The sequence below is a fragment of the Ornithinibacillus contaminans genome (assembly GCF_001038425.2).
GTDB classification, from domain to species: domain Bacteria; phylum Bacillota; class Bacilli; order Bacillales; family Amphibacillaceae; genus Ornithinibacillus; species Ornithinibacillus contaminans.
On the sequence record NZ_LDPV02000009.1, the window covers coordinates 1 to 22,073 of the forward strand.

The following is a 22,073-nucleotide window of genomic DNA, read 5'->3' on the forward strand; positions in this document are numbered from 1 at the left end:
ATTTTTCAACCATAATTGTCCTTATGAAGCCTCCTATTAGACACTTCTACCCATTTTTCAACCATAATTGTCCTTATGAAGCCTCCTATTAGACACTTCTACCCATTTTTCAGCCATAATTGTCCTTATGAAGCCTCCTATTAGACACTTTTACCCATTTTTCAGCCATAATTGTCCCTATGAAGCCTCCTATTAGACACTTCTACCCATTTTTCAGCCATAATTGTCCCTGAGATGCTTCCTATGAGTCACTTTTACCCCAAAAAAACTGGCTTAGTTCTGCAGAAGCAAAAATAAGCCAGTAAATGTTCTATGTAACCGCCAATCCCAATAATGCCGTCTATAGTAAGTTTTGATCCCCGCTTCCTGCAGGTGGGTGCCTTGTTTTATATTTTATACGTCCCCGCATTTGAATACGAGGCATGTATGCCATATAAAAACAGATAAGCTCCCAATATCATACTGTTCGGTCAAAACGTATTTTATAGACTAACATATCAGGATTGACTGGTTTTATAATACTTTAGGTTTGTAAAAATATCTTAACATAGCCCATAACGGGATTCAATATCCCGTTATATGAAGTATTGATTACAAATGTTACAGAAAAGCAACAAAATTCAATTTCAAGCATACTATTGACGCAAGCGAATAGATAATTCCGTTAGCTGTGCATCACTAACTTCACTTGGTGCATCCGTTAATAAATCGGATGCTGATGCCGTTTTCGGGAACAGGATCGTATCACGCAAATTGCTTCGACCTGATAGTAACATGACAATCCGGTCTAAACCTAGCGCAATCCCCCCGTGTGGTGGTGCTCCATATTCTAATGCATCTAACAAGAAACCAAATTGAGCTTCTGCTTCCTCTTGAGAAAAACCAAGCACCTTGAACATTTGGTCCTGTTGCTCTCGTTTATAGATACGGATAGATCCGCCACCCAATTCATAGCCGTTAAGAACAAGGTCATAAGCATTTGCTCGAACACTTCCTGGATCAGTAGAAAGTTTCTCAAGGTCCTCTTCAAATGGCATCGTAAACGGATGATGTGCAGCAAAGTAACGGCCAAGTTCTTCATCATACTCAAGTAATGGCCAATCTGTCACCCATAGGAAGTTAAATTTAGTTTCATCAATTAATTCTAATTCTTTCCCAAGCTTGAGTCTTAAAGCACCAAGGCTGTCATACACTACAGATGTTTTGTCCGCAACAAATAATAATAAATCCCCTTCTGTTGCTGCCGCTTTTTCAACAAGCCCTTGTCTTTCTTCATCGGAAATAAATTTAGCAATCGGCCCTTTTAGTTCATCACCTTCAACTTTAAGCCACGCCAAACCTTTTGCTCCATATACCTTGACGAAGTCTGTTAACTTATCAATATCTTTACGTGAGAAGCTAGCCGCCTTGCCTTTTACATTTAATAGACTAACCTTTCCGCCACTTTCAATGGCGCTTTTGAATACGTTAAAATCAGAGCCAGCTAACACATCAGAAACATGAATTAGTTCCAGCCCAAAACGGGTATCGGGTTTATCTGAGCCATAACGTTCCATCGCCTCTTGATATGGCATGCGAGGTAAAGGTAACGTAATATCAACCTGATTGACTTCCTTCATCACCTTTTGCATCATGCGTTCTGTCATGGTCATAATCTCATCGCTTGTCATGAATGAGGTTTCAATATCGATTTGTGTAAATTCTGGCTGACGGTCAGCACGCAAATCCTCGTCACGGAAGCAACGAGCAATTTGGTAATACTTTTCAAAACCACTCATCATAATTAACTGCTTAAACAATTGCGGCGATTGTGGTAATGCGTAAAATTCCCCTGGATGGACACGACTTGGTACTAAATAATCACGTGCTCCTTCCGGTGTACTTTTGGTTAAGACTGGTGTTTCCATTTCTAAAAATCCATCTTCATTTAAATAGTTGCGTACTACTTGTGAAATTTGATGACGTTTCTTAAATGTTTCTTGCAGTGCACCTCTTCTTAAATCAAGGTAACGATATTTCAACCTAAGATCCTCTGAAACATCGGTTTCATCCTGGATTAAGAATGGCGGGTTTTTCGATTTATTTAAAACCTGTACAGCAGTAGCAGATACTTCAATCGTTCCCGTTTCCATTAATGGGTTTACCGTTGCAGCATCTCGTAACACTACTTGCCCTTTTACTTCAATAACATATTCACTTCGAACGGACTCCGCTATCGCTAGAGCCTCTTCATGATTTGGATTGAAAACGACTTGAACGATCCCTGATTTATCACGAAGGTCGATGAAAATTAACCCACCTAAATCACGGCGCTTCTGTACCCATCCTTTTAATAAAATAGTTTTCTCTACATCTGCTTCTCGGATCGTACCCGCTAGCACTCTTTCACTCATTCTATTCTCCTCCTTCGAGCTTTTCTTTCAATGTGTTTACTAATTTATCCAGAGGAACCTCAACTTGTTCACCCGTACCCATTTCTTTCACGTTAATAACTTGTTTTTCTAATTCATCTTCACCTAGAACTAACACATATTTTGCCTTATAACGATCTGCCGCCTTAAATTGTGCTTTCATCTTTCGTCCTTGATAATCCTGATCGACTTGTATTCCATTCCATCGTAGTTCATGGACGATACGAACCGCTTCTTTTTTTGTTTCATCACCAACAGATATAAAATAGCAATCTAATTCGTCTTCAACTGGAATTTCAATATTTTCCGCCGCTAGCGCCATTAATAATCGCTCTATTCCCATTCCAAAACCAATTCCTGGTGTATCTGGACCGCCTAACTCTTCCACTAGCCCGTTATAACGACCACCACCAGCTAATGTTGTAATCGAACCAAAGCCTTCCGCTTCGCTCATAATTTCAAATGCAGTGTGATTATAATAATCTAGTCCACGTACTAGATTTGGATCGACTGTATAAGCAATCCCCATGCTATCTAAATAGGTTTTAACTTGGTCAAAATATGTTTTCGATTCCTCATTTAGATACTCTAAAATCGAAGGAGCTGTTTTCATCGATGGATGATCACGATCTACTTTACAATCTAATATCCGTAATGGATTTTGATGTAAACGTGATTGACAATCTCTACATAGCTCTTCTTGATGTGGTGTGAAGTGTTTAATTAACGCTTCTCGATAGTTTTGGCGGCTTTCTTTATCCCCTAGTGAATTAATTACTAGTTTTAAAGAAGTTAGCCCTAATTGTTTATAAACTGTCATAGCCAAATCAATTGCTTCTGCGTCTACTGCTGGATCAGCACTACCTAGTACTTCAACACCAAATTGATTTAATTGGCGCATTCTTCCTTGTTGTGGTCGTTCATAACGAAACATTTGCATGAAATAATATAGTTTAACCGGTTGATTTGGTTCCCCGTATAATTTGTTTTGTACAAATGCTCGCGATACTGCAGCGGTACCCTCCGGACGAAGGGTCAGACTTCTACCGCCACGATCTTCAAATGTATACATTTCCTTTTGCACAATATCTGTTGAGTCACCTACACCACGAGAGAAAACCTCGGTATGTTCAAATAATGGTGTGCGAATTTCCTCATAATGGAATTTGTCACAAATACTCTTTATTCTTCCTTCAACATACTGCCACTTTTGGGCATCTTTCGGTAAAATGTCTACCGTTCCCCTTGGCGCATTAATATTCATTCCATCATCCTCCTAATAACTATGTATCCATAAAAAAATATACAAAAAACTCCCGTCCCTATAATAAGGGACGAGAGTATACCCGCGTTGCCACCCTAGTTGATGCATAATCTGCATCCTCTTTACACAGTTAACGCCTGCAAAACGTCTATATTTACTAGTCACCGTTCAATATAGATCCTCAGGAATGTCTTTCACTAGATCGTCATGCAAAATGCTTTCAGCCCAAGGCACTTTGTCTCTAAACAGTCACACACTAGTTACTCTTTCCCTCTACGGATATATTCTAAATTTGTTTAAATTTGTTTGAATGACTATTATCATAATGTTTCAAAGGGGGATTGTCAAGTACGATTAATCTTTTTCTTTAAGGCCTTTACTTCCCCTAGCGAAATCCCCAATTCCTGGGCAATTTCCATATGATTAGATGACTCTTGCATTTCAATAAATCGATGTAGATTAACCCCAAATATATCTCGATTTTGTTGAGAATTCCAATGCTTTTCATTGTACCGCAACGTTTTAGCCTCCTTTTTTCTAACACTAGTTTTGCCTAATTCGACAATTTTTATTAAAATAGAATGGAAACATAATGTTTGAGAACTAGTAGGAGGACGTCTTTTGCGACAACGAAAACGAATCGGAATAATACTAACACTATTATTGCTTGTCATGAGCATACATATTACAGCTAGTACGGAAGAATTAATGGTTCAAGAGGATAATGTAAATGTCAGAAGTGGACCAGGTACAAATTATGAAGTGTTAGGACAAGTACATGCAGATGAAACCTACCCTATTCTTCAGCAACAGGGCGACTGGCTGGAGATTCAATTAGATGGCTATACAGGTTGGGTCATAAGTGATTATATTTCTCTTAATGGAAACAATCCAGACTCCAGTACCAATTCAGAATCAGATTCGACTATTGATTCAGTTCCCGCCACATCACCAGTCTACGATGCAGATGTAGACGCTATTACTATCCAGCACGAACAAACACAAATCCGTAAAGGTCCATCTACAGAGTATGATATTATTTATTTTGCGGATAAAGGAGATCGCCTAGAGGTTACTGGTGAAGTTGGAGAATGGTTACAAGTGAAAACCGATGAAGGCGAAGGGTATGTTTTAAAAGCATTATTAGTAAAAAAAACTGCAAGCACCTCTGGCTTAGCAGGCAAAACTATTGTTATCGATCCTGGACATGGTGGCGATGATTCTGGCGCAATCGGTGCAAATGATTCACTTGAAAAAGACTTAACCTATAAAACAGCACGAGAATTAGAACAAGAGCTAACCATGCTCGGTGCTGAGGTCATTATGACTCGTGATGAAATGACATTTGTATCCCTAAGTAGTAGAGCAACTGTATCAAATGTGTTGGATACAGATGCATTTATCAGTCTACATTACAACAGTGTACCTGACCTACCTGATGTAACTGGTATTGGGACTTATTATTATCACGATCAGTATGAACCACTAGCCCGCTATATCCAAACAGAGCTAATTAAAGAGTCCGGTGACAATGATCGCGGCATGGGCTTTGGCGATTTTCAGGTTATAAGGCAAAACGCCAAGCCTGGTGTACTAATTGAATTAGGATTCATTTCCAATCCAGAAATTGAACAGCTGTTACTTACAAATGCTTATCAGAAGAAATTAGTCACTGGCATTGTCAATGGATTGCAACATTACTTTGCAACCAATTAGGAAAACTATCTCGTTAACAGGCATTCTGTTACGTGACAAAAGCAACATTAAAACTAAAAAACAAGTCATTACTACAGCAACCGTACCCCATTTGTGGTATGGTTGCTGTTTTTATTTTCCAATGATTCGAGAATAGCCCCGTTCTCACCCTAAAACTAGCCAAGTAAACCTATCATTTTCTTGATTTCTAAACAAAATTCAGATAAAAGCGTTTACATTAAAATTTCTAATTGTTTAATTAACTAAATAGTATTAATATAAATTACATCATAATTTTTTCGTATTACGAAATAATTATAACTATTGAAGAAGAAGGTGTAAGTATGTCTCAAATGTTAGCTTTAGCAATTGTTGTTCTTATTCTTTTAATCGGGGATTGGATTGCGATCCGAACCAAAGCATGGGTTCCATCCATGTTTATTAGTGCACTCTTATTCCTAATTGGCTACTGGACATTCTTCCCGACAGAAATCGTCTCTGTCGCTGGTATTCCGTCTGTAGTGGCTACCATGCTGATGTATTTATTAATTACGAACATGGGTACACTACTTTCCCTACAGGAATTAAAAGCCCAGTGGAAAACTATTCTGATTGCCTTAGCAGGAATTATTGGAATCGTTGTATTTTTATTAGGAATCGGAACCTTCATCTTCGGTTTTAAAACTATGGTAGTTGCTATACCACCACTTGTTGGAGGTGTTGTATCTGCCCTCATTATGGCAGACGGAGCTAATGCTGCGGGTCTTACAACCCTGTCTGTTTTTGCTATCGTCATTTATGTCATGCAAGGTTTTGCCGGTTACCCTCTTACATCTATTGTGTTAAAAAAAGAAGGAAAAAGATTACTAGAAAAATATCGCAGTGGTGAGTTACAACCAATGGATCAAGTACAAGCTTCTTCCGAATTAGCTGTTACCGCAGAACCAACCCTAAAGCTATTTAAATTTTTACCAGAAAAATATAACACGGATTTCTTTAAATTCTTTCGATTAATTGTTGTTGCGTTTCTGGCATACTTCGTTTCTACACTAGTTGAACCGATTGTTTCAATCAGCCCGTTTATTCTCTGTTTATTATTCGGAATAATTGGTAAAAGCATCGGATTTTTAGAGAAGCAAGTACTTCAAAAAGCTAATGGATTTGGATTTGCAATGATGGGTCTAATGCTATTCATTTTTGATGGGTTAAAGCAAGCAACTCCGAGCATGATGGTTGAGATTATTTTCCCACTAATCGGAGCAATTGTAATTGGTGTATGTGGGATGTATATTTTTTCATTCATCGCCGGAAAATTTCTTAAGGTCAGCAAAGAAATGGCATTCGCTGTTTCGTTAACAGCATTATATGGTTTCCCAGCCGACTTCATTATTACGAACGAGGTCATTAATTCCTTAACACAGGATGAGAAAGAAAAAGATGTACTGACGAGCCATATGCTGCCTCCGATGCTTGTTGGCGGGTTTATCACGGTCACCATTGTTTCCGTTATTTTAGCAGGTATATTCGTTACATTATTATAAAAACGGGAGGATTTAAATGAATACCCTACAAGCTCGAATTGAAGCTCATATAGACACACTTAGTACGTTCACTGCAACGCCTGGACAAGGAACAACGAGATTAACGTATAGCCAGGAAGACAAGCTTGCTCGAAACTATATAAAAGAAAAGATGAAGCAATACGGATTAGAAGTACGTGAAGATGGTCTAGGGAATATATTTGGAAAGCTAGCTGGAACGTTACAGGATGCACCAAGCGTTCTAATTGGCTCTCATTTTGATTCCGTACCAAACGGCGGCTCTTATGATGGGCCAGCTGGTGTTGTTGCCGGTTTAGAGGTTGCAGCTTTATTCGCTGAACACAACCTTAAACCAACCTATCCTTTAGAACTGATTGCACTTGTTGAAGAAGAAGGTTCCAGATTTGGCGGTGGATTAATGGGATCAAGAGGAATTACTGGTTTAATAACTGATAATGAATTCAAAGCACTCCGTGATCAAAATGGTATCACTACTACGGAAGCGATGACCGAAATCGGGCTTAATCCATCCCTTCCCAAAAAAAGAGAACCAAACACCATTAAAGCATATTTAGAATTGCATATTGAACAAGGACCAATTTTAGAAGCTACCCAATTTCCAATCGGAGTGGTGGAAACGATTGTTGGTTTAACACAATTTGAAATTACTGTAGAAGGTCAGGCCGGACATGCAGGTACAACACCTATGGATCGTCGTGCTGATGCCTTGGTAACTGCAGCACAAATGATTGCACAACTCCCTTCTCTTGCCATAGCGGAAGGCGAAGGAACTGTTATAACGACAGGAAGATTAACTGTGTTTCCAAACGGCGCTAATGTAATTCCGAAAAAAACGGTCTTCACAGTAGACATTCGTTCTGGTAAAGAAGAACATATCCAACATGTAATCAACAAACTGAACATGCTCATTGATTCCTATTCTACTAATGATATAAAGATCACTGCTGTTCAGCAACTATACATGCAACCAAAAGTGATGAACCCAGAAATCGTATCGCTTTTCAAGCAAACTAGTGAGCAATTAGCAATCGAGTACTGTTCGATTAATAGTGGAGCTGGTCATGACGCCATGGTTTTTGCTGATGTGACTGCAGTAGGTATGTTATTCATCCCGAGCAAGAATGGTCTCAGTCATTGTCCAGAAGAATGGTCAGACTCCAGTGATATTGCAAGAGCAGTTGAAATCCTCTATGAAACTGCAAAGAAATTAACGGAAACTAACGGAGGTTAAGACAATGATTAGTCAGACAATTAAACAATCGATTTTACAATACAGTGATGAATTAACGGCAATACGAAGAAAGCTTCATAGTGAACCAGAGCTTTCTTGGGAGGAAGTTAATACGACCAATTTTGTTTGTGAATATCTGGATCAATTAGGTATTACCTATCGTAGAGCAACCCCTACTGGCGTTATCGCTACCATTAAAGGAGGCATGCCAGGAAAAACGGTCGCATTACGTGGTGATATGGATGCCCTTTCCATAGAAGAACTCAATACAGACATATCATATGCTTCAAAGCATCCCGGTAAAATGCATGCATGTGGTCACGACTCCCATACGGCTATGCTACTAATTGCAGCAAAGGTATTAACAGAACATAAGGCTAATTTACCAGGTAATGTTCGATTATTATTTCAACCAGCTGAGGAAGTAGCAGAAGGCGCAAAAGCATTTGTGAAGCAAGGTGCAGTGGATGATGTCGATAATGTATTTGGCATTCATATTTGGTCACAAATGCCAACTGGTAAAGTATCTTGTACACCAGGACCATCTTTTGCTTCTGCGGATTTATTTAAAGTAACATTCAAAGGAAAAGGTGGCCACGGTGCTCTCCCCCATGCTTGTATTGATACTGCAATTGTTGCTTCATCCTTTGTTATGAATGCTCAAAGCATTGTGTCTCGAACAATTGATACACAGCAACCAGCAGTCCTTACCATTGGTAAAATGGTTGTCGGTACCCGCTTTAATGTCATAGCCGAAAATGCAGAAATAGAAGGAACAGTTCGCTGCTTTGACCAACAAGTAAGAGATCATATCGAAACCCAGCTTGAGCATTATGCCAAGCAGGTCGCAGCTATATATGGTGCTACAGCAACACTCGAATACACTCGCGGTACACAAGCAGTTATTAATGAAGAAGAAAGCGCTAGGTTAGCAGTGGACGTTATTACCGAATCATTTGGCTCCAGTGCTGTTTATCAGGAGAAGCCAACAATGGGTGGTGAGGATTTTAGTGACTATTTCGCCAAGGCACCTGGTTGTTTTGCACTAGTCGGAAGTGGTAATCCAGAAAAAGATACTGAATGGGCCCATCACCATGGTAAATTCAATATCGATGAAGACGCCATGGTAATTGGTGCAGAGCTATACGCACAATATGCATGGTCCTATTTAACTAAGTAGACACAAGAAAAAAGGCTGGATATACAGGTAATAGGCAAGGAAAATTTAACATGTTCTTCTTTTCCTTGCTCGCTACACTGTTATCCAAGCCTTTTTTCTAGTCTTACTATACTCGGTTATTTTTCCTTACTATCAAGTAGTAATGTGACTGGTCCGACATTAGTAAACTGCACATCCATCATTGCCCCAAATTGACCTGTTTCTACAGAGATTCCCTCTGACAAAAGTAATTCGTTAAATTTCTCATATAGCTCGTTCGCCAATTCAGGTTTTGCTGCTTGCATAAAATTGGGTCTTCTCCCTTTTCGCGTATCACCATATAGGGTGAATTGCGAAATAGACAGGATACTTCCACTAACATCCTTTAAGGATAAATTCATCTTTTCTTGTTCATCTTCAAATATACGCAAATGAACAATTTTATTGACTAGATATTTCGCATCCTCTATCGTATCTTCATGTGTGACACCCAACAGCACAACTAAACCATTAGGAATTGCACCGATTATTTCATTTTGCACAGTTACTGTTGCATCCTTTGCACGCTGAATTACTGCCCTCATTTAGTTCATAACTCCTTTTCGGTAATCAGATCGAAAAATACCAATTACACTTGCTAAATATTCCGATGTAAAAACCCCATACATGGAAGCTATGGGGTTATTGGAGTGTACGTGTAACGGTGTACACATCCTTGATTTGTTTAATTCGCTCAACGATCTTTCGTAAATGATTCGTATTTTGAATTAAGGTGGTGATGTGAATTACTGCCATTTTATTACGATCTGAGCGCCCATTTACATGGGTAATATTAGTTTTCATCTCATTTACTGCTTGGAGTACTTCATTTAATAAGCCTCGGCGATCATAGCCTGATATCTCTAGGTCTACATGATATTGTTTCTGCGTTTGATCAGCTTCCCACTCCACATGTAAATGTCGTGCTTTAGCTTCTTCCGTTTGAACGTTCGGACAGTCATCACGATGGACTGACACGCCTCGTCCCTTTGTAATATACCCAATTATGTCATCACCAGGAACTGGATTACAGCATTTTGAAAGGCGAACTAGTAAATTATCAATTCCTTCGACAATAACACCAGAATCCTTTTTATATTTCTTCGCTGCTTTTTCATCTGTTTTCGCAACTTCTAATGTTTGCTCGAGATTTTGTTCCTTTTGACGCGTTTGACGAATTTTATCAGTCAATCTAGTGGCAACTAATGCCGCAGTAATACCTTGATAGCCTACTGCTGCATAGAGATCATCCTCAGTGGTAAAATTAAATCGTTCATAGACACGCTTTAAATTTTCCTCTGTTAAGGCCTCTTTCGGCTCAATATTAAGAGCCCGAATCTCCTTGTCTACTAAATCTTTTCCTTTTGCAATATTCTCATCACGACGTTGTTTTTTGAAGAACTGCCTGATTTTATTTTTTGCCTGTGAGGTTTGGGTAATTTTCACCCAATCCTGTGAAGGTCCGTAAGAATGCTTTGATGTCAGCACCTCAATAATGTCACCATTTTTCAGCTTGTAATCAAGTGGCTCCATCTTCCCATTGATTTTTGCACCAATGGTATGATTTCCAACTTCGGTGTGAATACGATAGGCAAAATCAAGTGGAATCGAACCGGATGGTAATTCAATTACATCGCCTTTAGGTGTAAAAACATATACCATATCGGAAAACAAATCTATCTTTAAGCTTTCAACAAATTCCTCTGCATCGTGTGTTTCATTTTGCCATTCCAAAATTTCACGGAACCAAGTTAATTTTTCTTCAAATGATTTTTTATCTTTATTTAATTGTTTTCCCTCTTTATATGCCCAGTGTGCTGCAATTCCGTATTCAGCTATTTCATGCATTTCTTTCGTACGAATCTGTACTTCTAATGGATCGCCTTTAGGACCTATGACGGTAGTATGCAAGGATTGATACAGATTTTGCTTTGGCATCGCAATATAATCTTTAAATCTTCCTGGCATAGGCTTCCAACATGTATGAATAATACCTAAGACTGCATAACAATCCTTTATACTATTTACAAGGACACGGACTGCGAGCAAATCATAGATTTCATTAAATTGTTTATTTTGCTTAACCATTTTCTGGTAGATACTGTATAAATGTTTCGGTCTTCCTGAAATTTCCGCTTCCACATTAATTTCAGCAAGTTGTTTCGTAACTTCACTAATGACTTCTTCAATGTAGGATTCCCGTTGTTCACGTTTCTGTTTCATTAATTGAACAATTCGGTAGTATTGCTGTGGGTTCAAATAACGTAGTGCTGTATCCTCAAGCTCCCATTTAATGGTTGATATTCCTAAGCGATGTGCCAAAGGAGCAAAGATTTCTATTGTTTCATTGGCTTTTAATCGCTGCTTTTCTGGCGGCAAATGTTTTAATGTACGCATATTATGCAGGCGATCCGCAAGTTTAATGAGAATAACTCGAATATCTTTTGCCATTGCGACAAACATTTTTCGGTGATTTTCAGCTTGTTGTGCTTCTTTGGACTTATATTTAATTTTCCCTAGCTTCGTCACGCCATCAACAAGCATGGCTACTTCATGATTGAATTCTTCCTCAATCATTTCTAGGGTTACGTCTGTATCTTCTACTACATCGTGTAAAAAACCACCAGCAACTGTTACTGGATCCATTTTTAAATCAACTAAAATACCAGCTACCTGAACAGGGTGAATGATATACTCTTCTCCTGATTTACGGTATTGGTCCTTGTGCGCTTCTTCCGCATACTTATACGCACGAATAATAAAGTCAACATCTTCATCCGAAAGATATTCACGCGCTTTATCAATTAAATTGTCTATAGTAATCGTGTCACTTTTTGCCATATTATCACCTTTAAATGTAGAAGATACTTTCTTACTAGTATTGATAACTTTTTGTTAAAAGTAAAGAAAAAAATTTATTAGAAGAGGTCTGATGAGGCATATATCTCATCAGACCTAAAATTTCAATTAATATTTCATTAATGTTAGGACGTCATAGCCTTTAAGTTTTTCTAAACCATCTAAGTAAGTTAGCTCGATTAAGAATGCACAACCAACAACAATACCGCCTAACTCTTCAACTAATTTGATTGTTGCTTCAATTGTACCACCAGTTGCCAATAAATCATCGGTAATTAACACTCGTTGACCTGGCTTTATCGCATCCTTATGGATTGTTAGTACATTTTGGCCATACTCTAAACCATAATCTACCTTGATTACTTCACGTGGAAGCTTTCCTTCTTTTCGAACAGGTGCAAACCCAACTTCTAATGCATAGGAAACCGGACAGCCTACAATAAACCCACGTGCTTCAGGCCCTACGACTAGATCAATATCCTTTTCTTTGGCAAATTCAACGATTTCATCCACTGCTGCTTTAAATGCCTTACCGTTATCCATTAATGGTGTGATATCTTTAAATTCAATTCCTTCTTTTGGCCAATCCTGAACAATTTTAATATATTGTTTATAATCCATGTATAATTTCCTCCTCAGGCTTCTCCATCTGTTCCATACAAGCTTGGAACCAACGAATTAGTTCCTCGTATGGTGCAAAGTAGAGTACCTTCTCTATTTCCGCTTGTTTTAATCGCTGCTGGTACTGATTGGATTCTTGTAAATCCTTCTTATTAGGTGAATTATTTAGTAGAATCATACCATTTTCTATCTTAACAAATTCAAGCTCAGAAAACACGTCTAACATAAAAAGAATCGTATCCTTGGACCAACCCTTTGCCTTCATAACCTTAGGCAATTCTTTATTTATATCTAAAGTCTTTCTTTTCCATATTAATGCATATAAGTCTTTAAAGTTTTCCCTAGTAGGAAAAGCAAATAGATAGGCACTATTTTCCACATAAAAGCAAACATGTATACATAATGGCTTTACCTTATTCACGATAGACCGCAACAGGTCTAAGTCTGGTGGTAAATCTACTAAATATAATACTTCCGCTTCCATTATTTCCTCATGTACTTCATCATATCGAACTTTTGTGATATCAGTTGGAAATGATCCTAGCTTGCTTTCATCCTGATACAATAGCATATGCGATTCATACTGATTAAGATAGTTTGTTATGTCAAATTGTTTTTTGCCACGGTAATCAAACAATTGCCAATCGTCTATTCGCATGTCCTCAATGACTAGCTGTGGTTTTCGAACACCGTTCCATTCGTTGACACCTAGTTCTCCAACTACGGAAAGGTTTGCTTTTGGAGAGATAAACGAAAACAATTCACCCATTCCAAAGGCGATTCCTTCCAGTATGTTATCCTCATCTTTAAATAACAACTTCAGGTGATTTTTTTGATTTCCTAGTTGTCGTAGGTCAGCTGGATTTTGCTTTATATGAAATTTAGGTTTCGGATTCGCCATTCCAAATGGTGCTAATTGATTCAGTTCTTCAATTAGATCTAGGCTAACCTCACCTAATTCTAGTGTTTTACTAATGACTATTTCCTGTTTAAAATCCTCTGGAGTTAACTCTTGCTTAATGATAAGGTCAAGTTCTCGTTCTAGTTCCTCTACATTCTCCAGTGGTAACGTCATACCCGCCGCTTGCGCATGACCTCCAAAATGTGTAAATAATGCTTTATGCCTCATACACCCCTGAAACAGGTCAAATGCAGCAATACTTCTAGCTGACCCCTTTGCTGTACCTTTTTCTTCATTAATCGCTAATACAATTGCCGGTCGGTCATATTTTCGAACTAGTCGAGAGGCAACAATTCCGAGAACCCCCTCATTCCACCCCTGTTTTGCCACGACGATGACATGTTTCATCGTGTCAGAGTCTATCATCTCCTCAACCTCTTTTACGATTGAAGCAACAATTTGTTGGCGTTCTTGGTTTAATCCTTGTACCATCTCGGCAAGCTCAGCAGCCTCATCATGATCTTCGGTCATTAAAAGCTGAACAGCAAGATCAGCATCTTGTAATCTTCCTACTGCATTTAATCTAGGCCCAATTAAAAATCCGATATCTTCCTCCGTTACATTACCTACTAGTTTACATTGCTTTTTTAAGGCAATTAATCCATCCCGCTTCGTTGTCGACATTTTTCGCAATCCATAGTATGCTAACACCCGATTTTCACTCACTAATGGAACTAGGTCAGCAATTGTGCCGATTGCTACTAAATCTAAAAACTGCTCGGGAAAGTATCCTAATAATGCTTCTGCAAATTTAAATGCAACTCCGACTCCTGCTAATTCCTTAAATGGATAATCTGGTGAACATTTTGGATGTATAATGGCAAATGCATCAGGCAATGTTTCCTGTGGTTCATGGTGGTCGGTAATTATTAAATCAATTCCAAGCTCTTTTGCTACATTCGCCTCATGAACAGAAGCAATACCTGTATCAACAGTAATGATTAAGCGAAAGCCATTATCAAATGCCTGTCTAAAGGCTGCTTCATTAGGACCATATCCTTCCGTAAACCGATTCGGAATATAATATTCACAGACTGCTCCTAGCTCTTGCAATGCTTTCATTAATACGGTTGTTGAACTAACTCCATCGGCATCATAATCTCCGTAGACAAGAATTTTTTCTTGTTGCGCAATAGCTTGCAGCACACGTTCTTTCGCAATATCCATCGATGCTAATCTATCTGGCGCTACCAAATGATCTATTGCAGGCGATAAAAATGCCTGTGCTGCATCATTTGTCGTAATGCCACGTTGTATTAATAACGTTTCTATCACGGGGGATAAGTCTGATGAGTCATCCATCCATTGCTGTGTATTCTCTTGTTTAGTTGCAAATTTCCATTTCGATTTGCTTCGTAACATAAATTCACCCCTGACTAATCTATTATACACAAAGTTAGTCAGGGGTAGCAATTAGAATTTGTTCTCTATCGATTCTGCTTCTTCCGTACCATTGTTCGGTTGTTTATTACTATCATCTAGTTGCAAACCATGTTCTTCCATTAGATGATTTAATTTATCGCGTTCTTGTTTTAAGCTCTTTATTTCTCGTTGTAGCTTAAACATTTTAACCATACCAGCAGCTGCCGTAATAATACCACCCATTAAAACTGAAAATAGAATGACGAGAATAAGTGGTGACTCAGCTTGCCAAAAATAGTAGGTAACTTCCACTGAATTAACATTTGTAACGGCAAAAATCGCTACTAAAATCATGACAATTATAGCTAAAATAACATAAGATTGTCCTTTCAAAAAAAATCCTCCTTTTAAGGTAATCAACCTTATTATTTACTTGCAAGGATAAACAATCCCCTTATCACTAGACAAGGAGATTGTTTTTTTAAGATTATCTACTAGTTATACTTGTGGACCTTCAACCCGTTTTTTCTTCCTAAAATCAACTGGATTTTCTTTAATACGTCTACCACGTAATACGAGCCATAATTGAGTAGCTAAGAATAAGGAAGAATATAGTCCAGCTAACAATCCGACCATAAGCGCTATTCCAAACCCAGCAATTGACTCTGCACCTAATAATAGGAAAGCAACCACCGCAATTAATGTGGTAATCGTAGTATTAAGTGTTCTTGTCATTGTCTGAACAATACTCTTATTCACGACATTTGCTAGTTCGTTAAATGTTTTGATCGGTTTCTTTCTTCGCTGAATGTTTTCTCGGATACGGTCAGAGGTTACAATAGTCGCATTAATGGAATACCCAATAATCGTTAGGATTGCCGCAACAATTGTCACATCAAATTCTATTTTAAAAATACTAAATACCGCAAGCATCAGGAATACATCATGTAACAAGGCAATGATCGTCGTAATGGCAAAGTACAGTTCGAAACGCAAGGCAACATAAATAATCATGCCAATCGAAGCAATTCCGAGCGCATATAAAGCATTTTTGACCAATTCTTGTCCCACAATTGGCGAAACGACACTTACACTTGGCTCAACACCATATTCATCTAAAACCAATTCCTTTAGACCATCTAGCTCTTCATCAGCAATAACATCTTCATATCGTATCACTGCAATTTCATTATTCTCACCGGAGAGTACGATCGATTTTGCTGCTAAACCTATTTCATCGAGACTTGTTTCAATCTCTTCTGAACTTAATGCTTCCTCTGCGATGATTTGCACACGAGTTCCACTTGTAAAATCAATGCCAGGATTTAATTTAAACACGAGAAGTGATACAGTACCAATTACGACGAGTAACAATGTAACAATGAAAAATTTCTTTCTACTTGTTACAAAGTCCCATTCACGATTGAAAAATTTAGCAGGTACTTCGGTACTGTCTTTAATATCTTTGATTTCCGTCTTCTTAACCCCAAACCATGCGGGGTTATTTTTTAGGAATTTAACTTTTATCCAAAGCTGTAATAATAATCTAGTTCCATAAACAGCTGTAATAAAGCTGGCTATTATAGAAATAATGAGCATGGTTGCAAACCCTTTAACAGAGCTTGTCCCGAATGCAAACAAAACAGCCGCTGCTAACAGTGTGGTGATATTTGCATCTAAAATCGCCCGAAGTGAATTACTCGTACCTGCTTTAAAGGCTGCAACCAGCGATTTTCCTTCTCGTAATTCCTCTTTAATACGTTCAAAGGTTATGACATTGGCATCAACAGCCATCCCTACTCCTAATATTAATGCCGCAATACCAGGAAGTGTTAATACACCATTTAACAAGTCAAAAATGACTAGCACTAAGAAAATATATGCGATTAAATTGATAACTGAAATAATCCCAGGGAACCGATAAATAACTAGCATGAATATGAAAATAATGGCTACCCCAATTATTCCAGCAAGAACAGTTTGATTTAATGCCTGTTCCCCAAATTGAGCCCCCACAGAAGTGGAGAATATTTCATTCATACTGACCGGTAAAGAACCAGAATTTATGATGTCAGCAAGATAGGTTGCTGATTCTACCGTAAAGTTCCCTTCAATCATGACGTCTGTCGTATTCAAGGTTTGACTTACACCTGGCGCAGATACAAATTTCGGATCTGCTTTTGTTGCTTCTGCTTGGTAAGAATCACCTTCTTGATAATCCATCCAAATAACAAGTAAGTTCTCACCTGTTGTTTGCTTAGCTGCTAAATCCCGTGTGATTTCACCGAACTTTTTAGCATCCTTGAGCTTTAACGTAACAATTGGTGCATTTGTGTCAGGATGGAAGTCTTGTTTTGCACTTCCCTCTTTTACATCGGATCCGTCGAGCAATACGTTATCATCTACATCACGAAATGTAAGTCGAGCTGAGGTAGCTAACATTTCACGCGCTTGGTTCTGATCTTCTACTCCAGCAAGCTGTACCCGAATTCTATCTTCACCTTCAATATTAATGACTGCCTCGCTAATTCCTAGCTTATTAACACGATCGTTTAATAATTGCACAGTCGACTCTAATAAAGCACGGTCCACTTCTTGGTCTAGGTCAATTGTTTCAACCTCGTACAATACTTCAAATCCACCTTGCAAGTCTAAGCCAAGATTAATATCCTTTGCTACGCTCGGGGTTAACAGCCCCACCAATAAACCTAATCCGATAACGATTAGGAAAAAGACTGAAATACGTCCTTTATTCTTCATTCAATTGTTCCTCCCTTTCCAATAACAACCAACCTATGTACTTATAACCATTGATAGCTTAATTTTTTCCTGTTAATGCTGCGATCGATGCCATTAAATCATCATCTTGGTAAGTATCTACGGTTAAATAACTCATATAGATATTTGAACTGAGATGAAAGACCTCTTGAACAACCTCGTGTAAACGTTTGTCCGGATTACCCTTCCACACCTTTTTTTCTAGGCAGCGCCAGACATCTTCAGCAGTTGCTCTTGTATATCCCATCAGTTGAAATTCTTCTGCTTTACTCTGTAAAGCAGGCTTCAACTCAACCTTCCATTCCTTTACAGTCTTTATGATTTCCAAGACCTTCACCTCGTTAGAAAGAATTTTAAATAAAAAGACAAGTTGTCATGCTTGGACTCTACTATTGCATATATATCATTGTATATGAAATTTTATTTTTTGAGAAGGCAGGTCGTCGATGTTGTCGAAACAAACGTTTTTACAAGGCACACTTATCTTAATATTTGCAGGTATGATTACAAGATTTTTAGGCTTTATTAATCGGTTAGTTGTTGCCAGGCTAATGGGTGAAGAAGGTGTCGGATTATATATGATGGCTCTTCCTACCTTCTTTTTAGTCATGACGTTGACACAATTAGGATTACCTGTTGCCATCTCCAAGCGAGTTGCCGAGGCAGAAGCTCAACATGATCACGCAAAAGTAAAGAAAATTTTAGTAGTATCCATTATTATCACTAGCCTATCTAGTATTATTTTCACTGCGGTAATGATAGTTGCCGCTCCATTTATTGCAACAACACTCTTGACAGATGAACGAACTGTATATCCTTTGATTGCCATTAGCCCGATTATTCCTATCGTCGCGATATCCTCTGTATTACGTGGGTATTTCCAAGGAAAACAAAATATGAAACCACAAAGCTATGCACAAGTCATTGAGCAGATTGTTCGGATAAGCTTTGTAGCCTTATTTGTTCATCTATTACTACCTTATGGAGTCGAATTTGCTGCAGCTGGTGCCATGTTTAGTGTCATTCTTGGTGAATTTGTTTCGTTACTCTATATGATTTACCAATTTAAACGGAAAAAGACTATCCGTATCCGTTATCGTTTTTTTAGTTATTTAAAATCTAGTGGGCAAACCGTAAAAGAATTGTTCTCTATCGCTCTTCCTAGTACCGGTAGTAGAATTATCAGTTCGTTTTCTTATTTTCTGGAACCGATAATCGTGGCTCATAGTCTAGCATTAGCGGGATTAACTACAGTGATGGCGACAAAGCAGTATGGCGAGCTAACTGGATTTGTCTTACCATTATTAGCTTTGCCAACCTTTATTACGCAATCATTGTCAGTGGCACTTGTTCCAAACATTTCTGAAGCAGAGGCCATGTCCAATAATCGGCTAATTCACTACCGTATTCATCAATCCATCCGCATTTCATTTGCATCCGGTGCTATCTCAACGGTTGTATTAGCAATCTTCGCTATCCCGATTCTTTCGTTTATGTATGGTACATCAAATGCTAGTACGATGCTTGTTTTCATGGCACCTTTTTACATTTTACTGTATATACAATCCCCCTTACAAGCCGCTTTACAGGCGCTTGACCTCGCCAAGCCTGCAATGTGGAATAGTTTAATTGGTGCTTTAATAAAATTCTTTGTGCTTTTCATCCTAGCTTCCAACGAAGACTTTGGCATTATGGGGGTCGCCATTGCTATGTCAGTCAGTGTCGTATTAGTAACATTCTTGCATTTAGCCGCGTTAAAGAAAACAATCAATTTCTATATACCAGTTAAGGATATTGCAAAGATGGTTGCTTTAATTTTAGTTACCTGGACGATAGCTAGCTTCTTCTATGATATTTATAGCAAGTATGATCCAAATGTACTTCTATTTGGTGCTACACTACTCTTACTTGCAGGTATCTATCTCGTCATGCTTTTCCTACTAAAATTTATAACGAAAGCAGAACTGGAACAAATTCCATTTCTTCAAAAATGGATTCGATAAAATTTTCTCAAAAAAACTCGTCTACTTTTGTTGTACAAGAATATGTATAGAATAGGAGACTTTTACGGGCTGTCACAAGCTAAGCAGTTCTAATGGGATAAGTTTGACTCTTGGCTAGTAACAGGATGAATAGGAGGATAAGGATGCGAAATCAACAATTTATTGCATTATTGTATGGATGGATCGTTGTGCTAGGATTAATTCTTGTTTCTAGTATGACATTAGCATTATTGCTACGTTTCTCTAGCTTCAATGAGCCGGCATTGGATTGGGTGACACTTGTCATTGGTCTAATTTCATTATTTATTGGTGGCGCAGTATCTGGTGCCAAAGGGAAGAAAAAAGGATGGGTAATTGGTGCAGTTACAGGGCTTGGCTTCACGCTTTTTACTTTTTTAGTACAGTATTTGGGCTATCAGCAAGGCTTCTCGTTGGAGCAAACCATTCATCATTTATTCTATATTTTGGCAGCTTTATTTGGCGGAGCTGTTGGTGTGAACGTTATTGCTGATCAAAAATAAAGTACAAGTATAATGCCCTTTTCGCTCGTGTGTGAAAGGTATTGATAAACAGGTGTTTCGTCTTTAAGCTTTTTATTTTATCATTGTTCATGAAAAAAGAGGCAGACATTTACGTCAGCCTCTTTTGCTTGCATTAAACAGTTTTCACATCACGGATCGCAGAACGATCATATGTAAGCTTAGAACCATCTCCTGCTTGTAATACAACAGTGTCTTCATCGATAGCATGAATCACACCATGAAAACCACCAATCGTTACAACTGTATCACCTTTTTTAAGTTCAGACTGCATTAGTCTAACTTGTTTTTGACGTTTTTGTTGTGGACGAATTAGCAAGAAGTAAAAAATAACAAACATTGCTATCAACGGTAATAATGTAGCAAGTTCTCCCATTACTTGTCCCTCCTTTCCAGACAATTTGTTTAAAAAACGGATTGCTTTTTAAACACACTTTAAAAATTCTTTGCATCCGGTTGGTTTAACCCATAGCGTTCAAAGAATTCCTCTTTAAAGTCACCAAGTCGATCTTCGCGAATTGCTTGTCGTACCTGTTCCATTAATTTTAACAGAAAATGTAGATTATGATAAGTAGTAAGTCTAAATCCAAATGTTTCATTACATTTTATTAAATGTCTAATATAGGCGCGTGTATAATTTTTGCATACGTGACAATCACAATTTTCATCAATTGGTCCAAAGTCACGAGCGTATTTTGCATTCCGTACGACCAATCTTCCATTTGAAGTCATACAAGTACCATTACGAGCAATTCTAGTTGGCAAGACACAATCAAACATATCAATCCCTCGAATTGCACCATCAATAAGTGAATCAGGTGATCCTACTCCCATTAAATATCTTGGCTTATTGCTTGGCATTAATGGTGTTGTAAATTCTAATACTCTATTCATGACATCTTTAGGTTCACCGACTGATAACCCACCAATGGCGTATCCAGGGAAATCAAGGGAAACCAAATCACGTGCACTTAGTTTTCGCAGTTCCTCATATTCCCCACCTTGAATAATTCCAAATAATCCTTGTACATCCTTTCGTTGATGAGCTTCTAAACAACGCTCTGCCCAGCGAGAGGTTCTTTCAACCGACGATTTCATATAGTCATAGGTTGCTGGAAATGGTGGACATTCATCAAATGCCATCATGATATCCGACCCGAGTGCATTTTGAATTTGCATCGCTTTTTCTGGTGATAAAAATAATTTATCCCCATTTAAATGATTACGAAAATGGACACCCTCTTCTTTTATTTCGCGCATATCACTTAAACTGAAAACTTGAAAACCACCTGAATCCGTTAAAATAGCACCGTCCCAGTTCATAAATTTATGGAGACCACCAGCTTCACGGATAATATCCTCTCCAGGTCGTAACCAAAGATGATACGTATTTGATAAAATTATTTTTGCATCCATAGCTTGTAAATCTTCTGGACTCATTGTTTTTACAGTAGCAAGTGTTCCAACTGGCATAAATGTTGGGGTATCAAATGAACCATGTGGAGTATGTACTCGTCCAAGTCTTGCACCGGTTTGTTTATCTGTTTTAATTAATTCATATGTTATTGGTGTTGTCATCATATCTTTCC

At 38.2% G+C, this 22,073-nt stretch carries 18 protein-coding genes, 1 other RNA gene and 1 other annotated feature; of the genes, 6 read left to right on the forward strand and 13 right to left on the reverse strand.

The features are described 5' to 3' along the window. Positions 1-320: 320 nt before the first annotated feature. The 4 genes from ssrS to JF53_RS17660 form a co-directional block, all read right to left on the reverse strand. A non-coding RNA gene (gene ssrS / locus JF53_RS17045) (6S RNA) lies at positions 321-507 on the reverse strand. Positions 508-635: 128 nt separating this feature from the next. Further along, the gene (gene aspS / locus JF53_RS00750; RefSeq protein ID WP_047979690.1) at positions 636-2,393 is read right to left on the reverse strand and encodes an aspartate--tRNA ligase; all 1,758 of its coding nucleotides are present in this window, start codon (positions 2,391-2,393) and stop codon (positions 636-638) included. Position 2,394: 1 nt separating this feature from the next. Further along, positions 2,395-3,675 (reverse strand): histidine--tRNA ligase, encoded by a 1,281-nt coding sequence (gene hisS, locus JF53_RS00755; protein ID WP_047979691.1) that lies wholly within the window; start codon positions 3,673-3,675, stop codon positions 2,395-2,397. A 63-nt stretch (positions 3,676-3,738) separates the two neighbouring features. Further along, positions 3,739-3,960 (reverse strand) — a binding site (T-box leader). 59 nt (positions 3,961-4,019) lie between these two features. Then, complete coding sequence (locus tag JF53_RS17660) at positions 4,020-4,193, reverse strand: hypothetical protein (protein ID WP_169750775.1); 174 nt, start codon at positions 4,191-4,193, stop codon at positions 4,020-4,022. Between the two features lie 103 nt (positions 4,194-4,296). Here JF53_RS17660 and JF53_RS00760 point away from each other — a divergent pair, with 103 nt between their 5' ends. The 4 genes from JF53_RS00760 (at position 4,297) to JF53_RS00775 (ending at position 9,343) form a co-directional block, all read left to right on the forward strand. Then, positions 4,297-5,391 carry an N-acetylmuramoyl-L-alanine amidase gene (locus tag JF53_RS00760; protein WP_047979692.1) on the forward strand — a complete coding sequence of 365 codons (1,095 nt, stop codon included), beginning with the start codon at positions 4,297-4,299 and terminating at the stop codon, positions 5,389-5,391. Positions 5,392-5,714: 323 nt separating this feature from the next. Next, positions 5,715-6,911 carry a hypothetical protein gene (locus tag JF53_RS00765; protein WP_047979693.1) on the forward strand — a complete coding sequence of 399 codons (1,197 nt, stop codon included), beginning with the start codon at positions 5,715-5,717 and terminating at the stop codon, positions 6,909-6,911. 16 nt (positions 6,912-6,927) lie between these two features. Continuing rightward, positions 6,928-8,163, forward strand: a complete 1,236-nt coding sequence (locus JF53_RS00770) for a Zn-dependent hydrolase (protein WP_047979694.1) — start codon at positions 6,928-6,930, stop codon at positions 8,161-8,163. A gap of 4 nt (positions 8,164-8,167) precedes the next feature. Continuing rightward, entirely contained in the window at positions 8,168-9,343 is a 1,176-nt protein-coding gene (locus JF53_RS00775; protein ID WP_047979695.1) for an amidohydrolase, read from the forward strand. Positions 9,344-9,459: 116 nt separating this feature from the next. Here the strand turns inward: JF53_RS00775 and dtd are convergent, their stop codons facing one another. The 7 genes from dtd to JF53_RS00810 form a co-directional block, all read right to left on the reverse strand. Then, complete coding sequence (gene dtd, locus JF53_RS00780) at positions 9,460-9,906, reverse strand: D-aminoacyl-tRNA deacylase (protein ID WP_047979696.1); 447 nt, start codon at positions 9,904-9,906, stop codon at positions 9,460-9,462. Between the two features lie 97 nt (positions 9,907-10,003). Beyond that, the gene (locus JF53_RS00785) at positions 10,004-12,202 is read right to left on the reverse strand and encodes a RelA/SpoT family protein (RefSeq protein WP_047979697.1); all 2,199 of its coding nucleotides are present in this window, start codon (positions 12,200-12,202) and stop codon (positions 10,004-10,006) included. A gap of 126 nt (positions 12,203-12,328) precedes the next feature. Then, positions 12,329-12,841 carry an adenine phosphoribosyltransferase gene (locus JF53_RS00790; RefSeq protein ID WP_047979698.1) on the reverse strand — a complete coding sequence of 171 codons (513 nt, stop codon included), beginning with the start codon at positions 12,839-12,841 and terminating at the stop codon, positions 12,329-12,331. Continuing rightward, positions 12,831-15,164 (reverse strand): single-stranded-DNA-specific exonuclease RecJ, encoded by a 2,334-nt coding sequence (gene recJ, locus JF53_RS00795; protein ID WP_047979699.1) that lies wholly within the window; start codon positions 15,162-15,164, stop codon positions 12,831-12,833. Before recJ ends, JF53_RS00790 begins: the two co-directional genes overlap by 11 nt. A gap of 51 nt (positions 15,165-15,215) precedes the next feature. Next, positions 15,216-15,557 (reverse strand): LapA family protein, encoded by a 342-nt coding sequence (locus JF53_RS00800; RefSeq protein WP_047979700.1) that lies wholly within the window; start codon positions 15,555-15,557, stop codon positions 15,216-15,218. Positions 15,558-15,662: 105 nt separating this feature from the next. Continuing rightward, positions 15,663-17,924: a protein translocase subunit SecDF gene (gene secDF / locus JF53_RS00805; RefSeq protein WP_047979701.1), complete on the reverse strand. Its 2,262-nt coding sequence runs from the start codon at positions 17,922-17,924 to the stop codon at positions 15,663-15,665. 58 nt (positions 17,925-17,982) lie between these two features. Next, a complete protein-coding gene (locus tag JF53_RS00810) occupies positions 17,983-18,270 on the reverse strand; it encodes a post-transcriptional regulator (RefSeq protein ID WP_047979702.1) in 288 nt (95 codons plus the stop codon). A 118-nt stretch (positions 18,271-18,388) separates the two neighbouring features. Here JF53_RS00810 and spoVB point away from each other — a divergent pair, with 118 nt between their 5' ends. Together spoVB and JF53_RS00820 are read left to right on the forward strand one after the other, a co-directional pair. Further along, entirely contained in the window at positions 18,389-19,945 is a 1,557-nt protein-coding gene (gene spoVB, locus JF53_RS00815) for a stage V sporulation protein B (protein WP_083443517.1), read from the forward strand. 143 nt (positions 19,946-20,088) lie between these two features. Next, the gene (locus JF53_RS00820; protein WP_047979703.1) at positions 20,089-20,466 is read left to right on the forward strand and encodes a TIGR04086 family membrane protein; all 378 of its coding nucleotides are present in this window, start codon (positions 20,089-20,091) and stop codon (positions 20,464-20,466) included. A gap of 133 nt (positions 20,467-20,599) precedes the next feature. Here the strand turns inward: JF53_RS00820 and yajC are convergent, their stop codons facing one another. Together yajC and tgt are read right to left on the reverse strand one after the other, a co-directional pair. Next, positions 20,600-20,860 (reverse strand): preprotein translocase subunit YajC, encoded by a 261-nt coding sequence (gene yajC / locus JF53_RS00825; protein WP_047979704.1) that lies wholly within the window; start codon positions 20,858-20,860, stop codon positions 20,600-20,602. A 59-nt stretch (positions 20,861-20,919) separates the two neighbouring features. Further along, complete coding sequence (gene tgt, locus JF53_RS00830; protein ID WP_047979705.1) at positions 20,920-22,065, reverse strand: tRNA guanosine(34) transglycosylase Tgt; 1,146 nt, start codon at positions 22,063-22,065, stop codon at positions 20,920-20,922. Positions 22,066-22,073 lie beyond the last annotated feature (8 nt).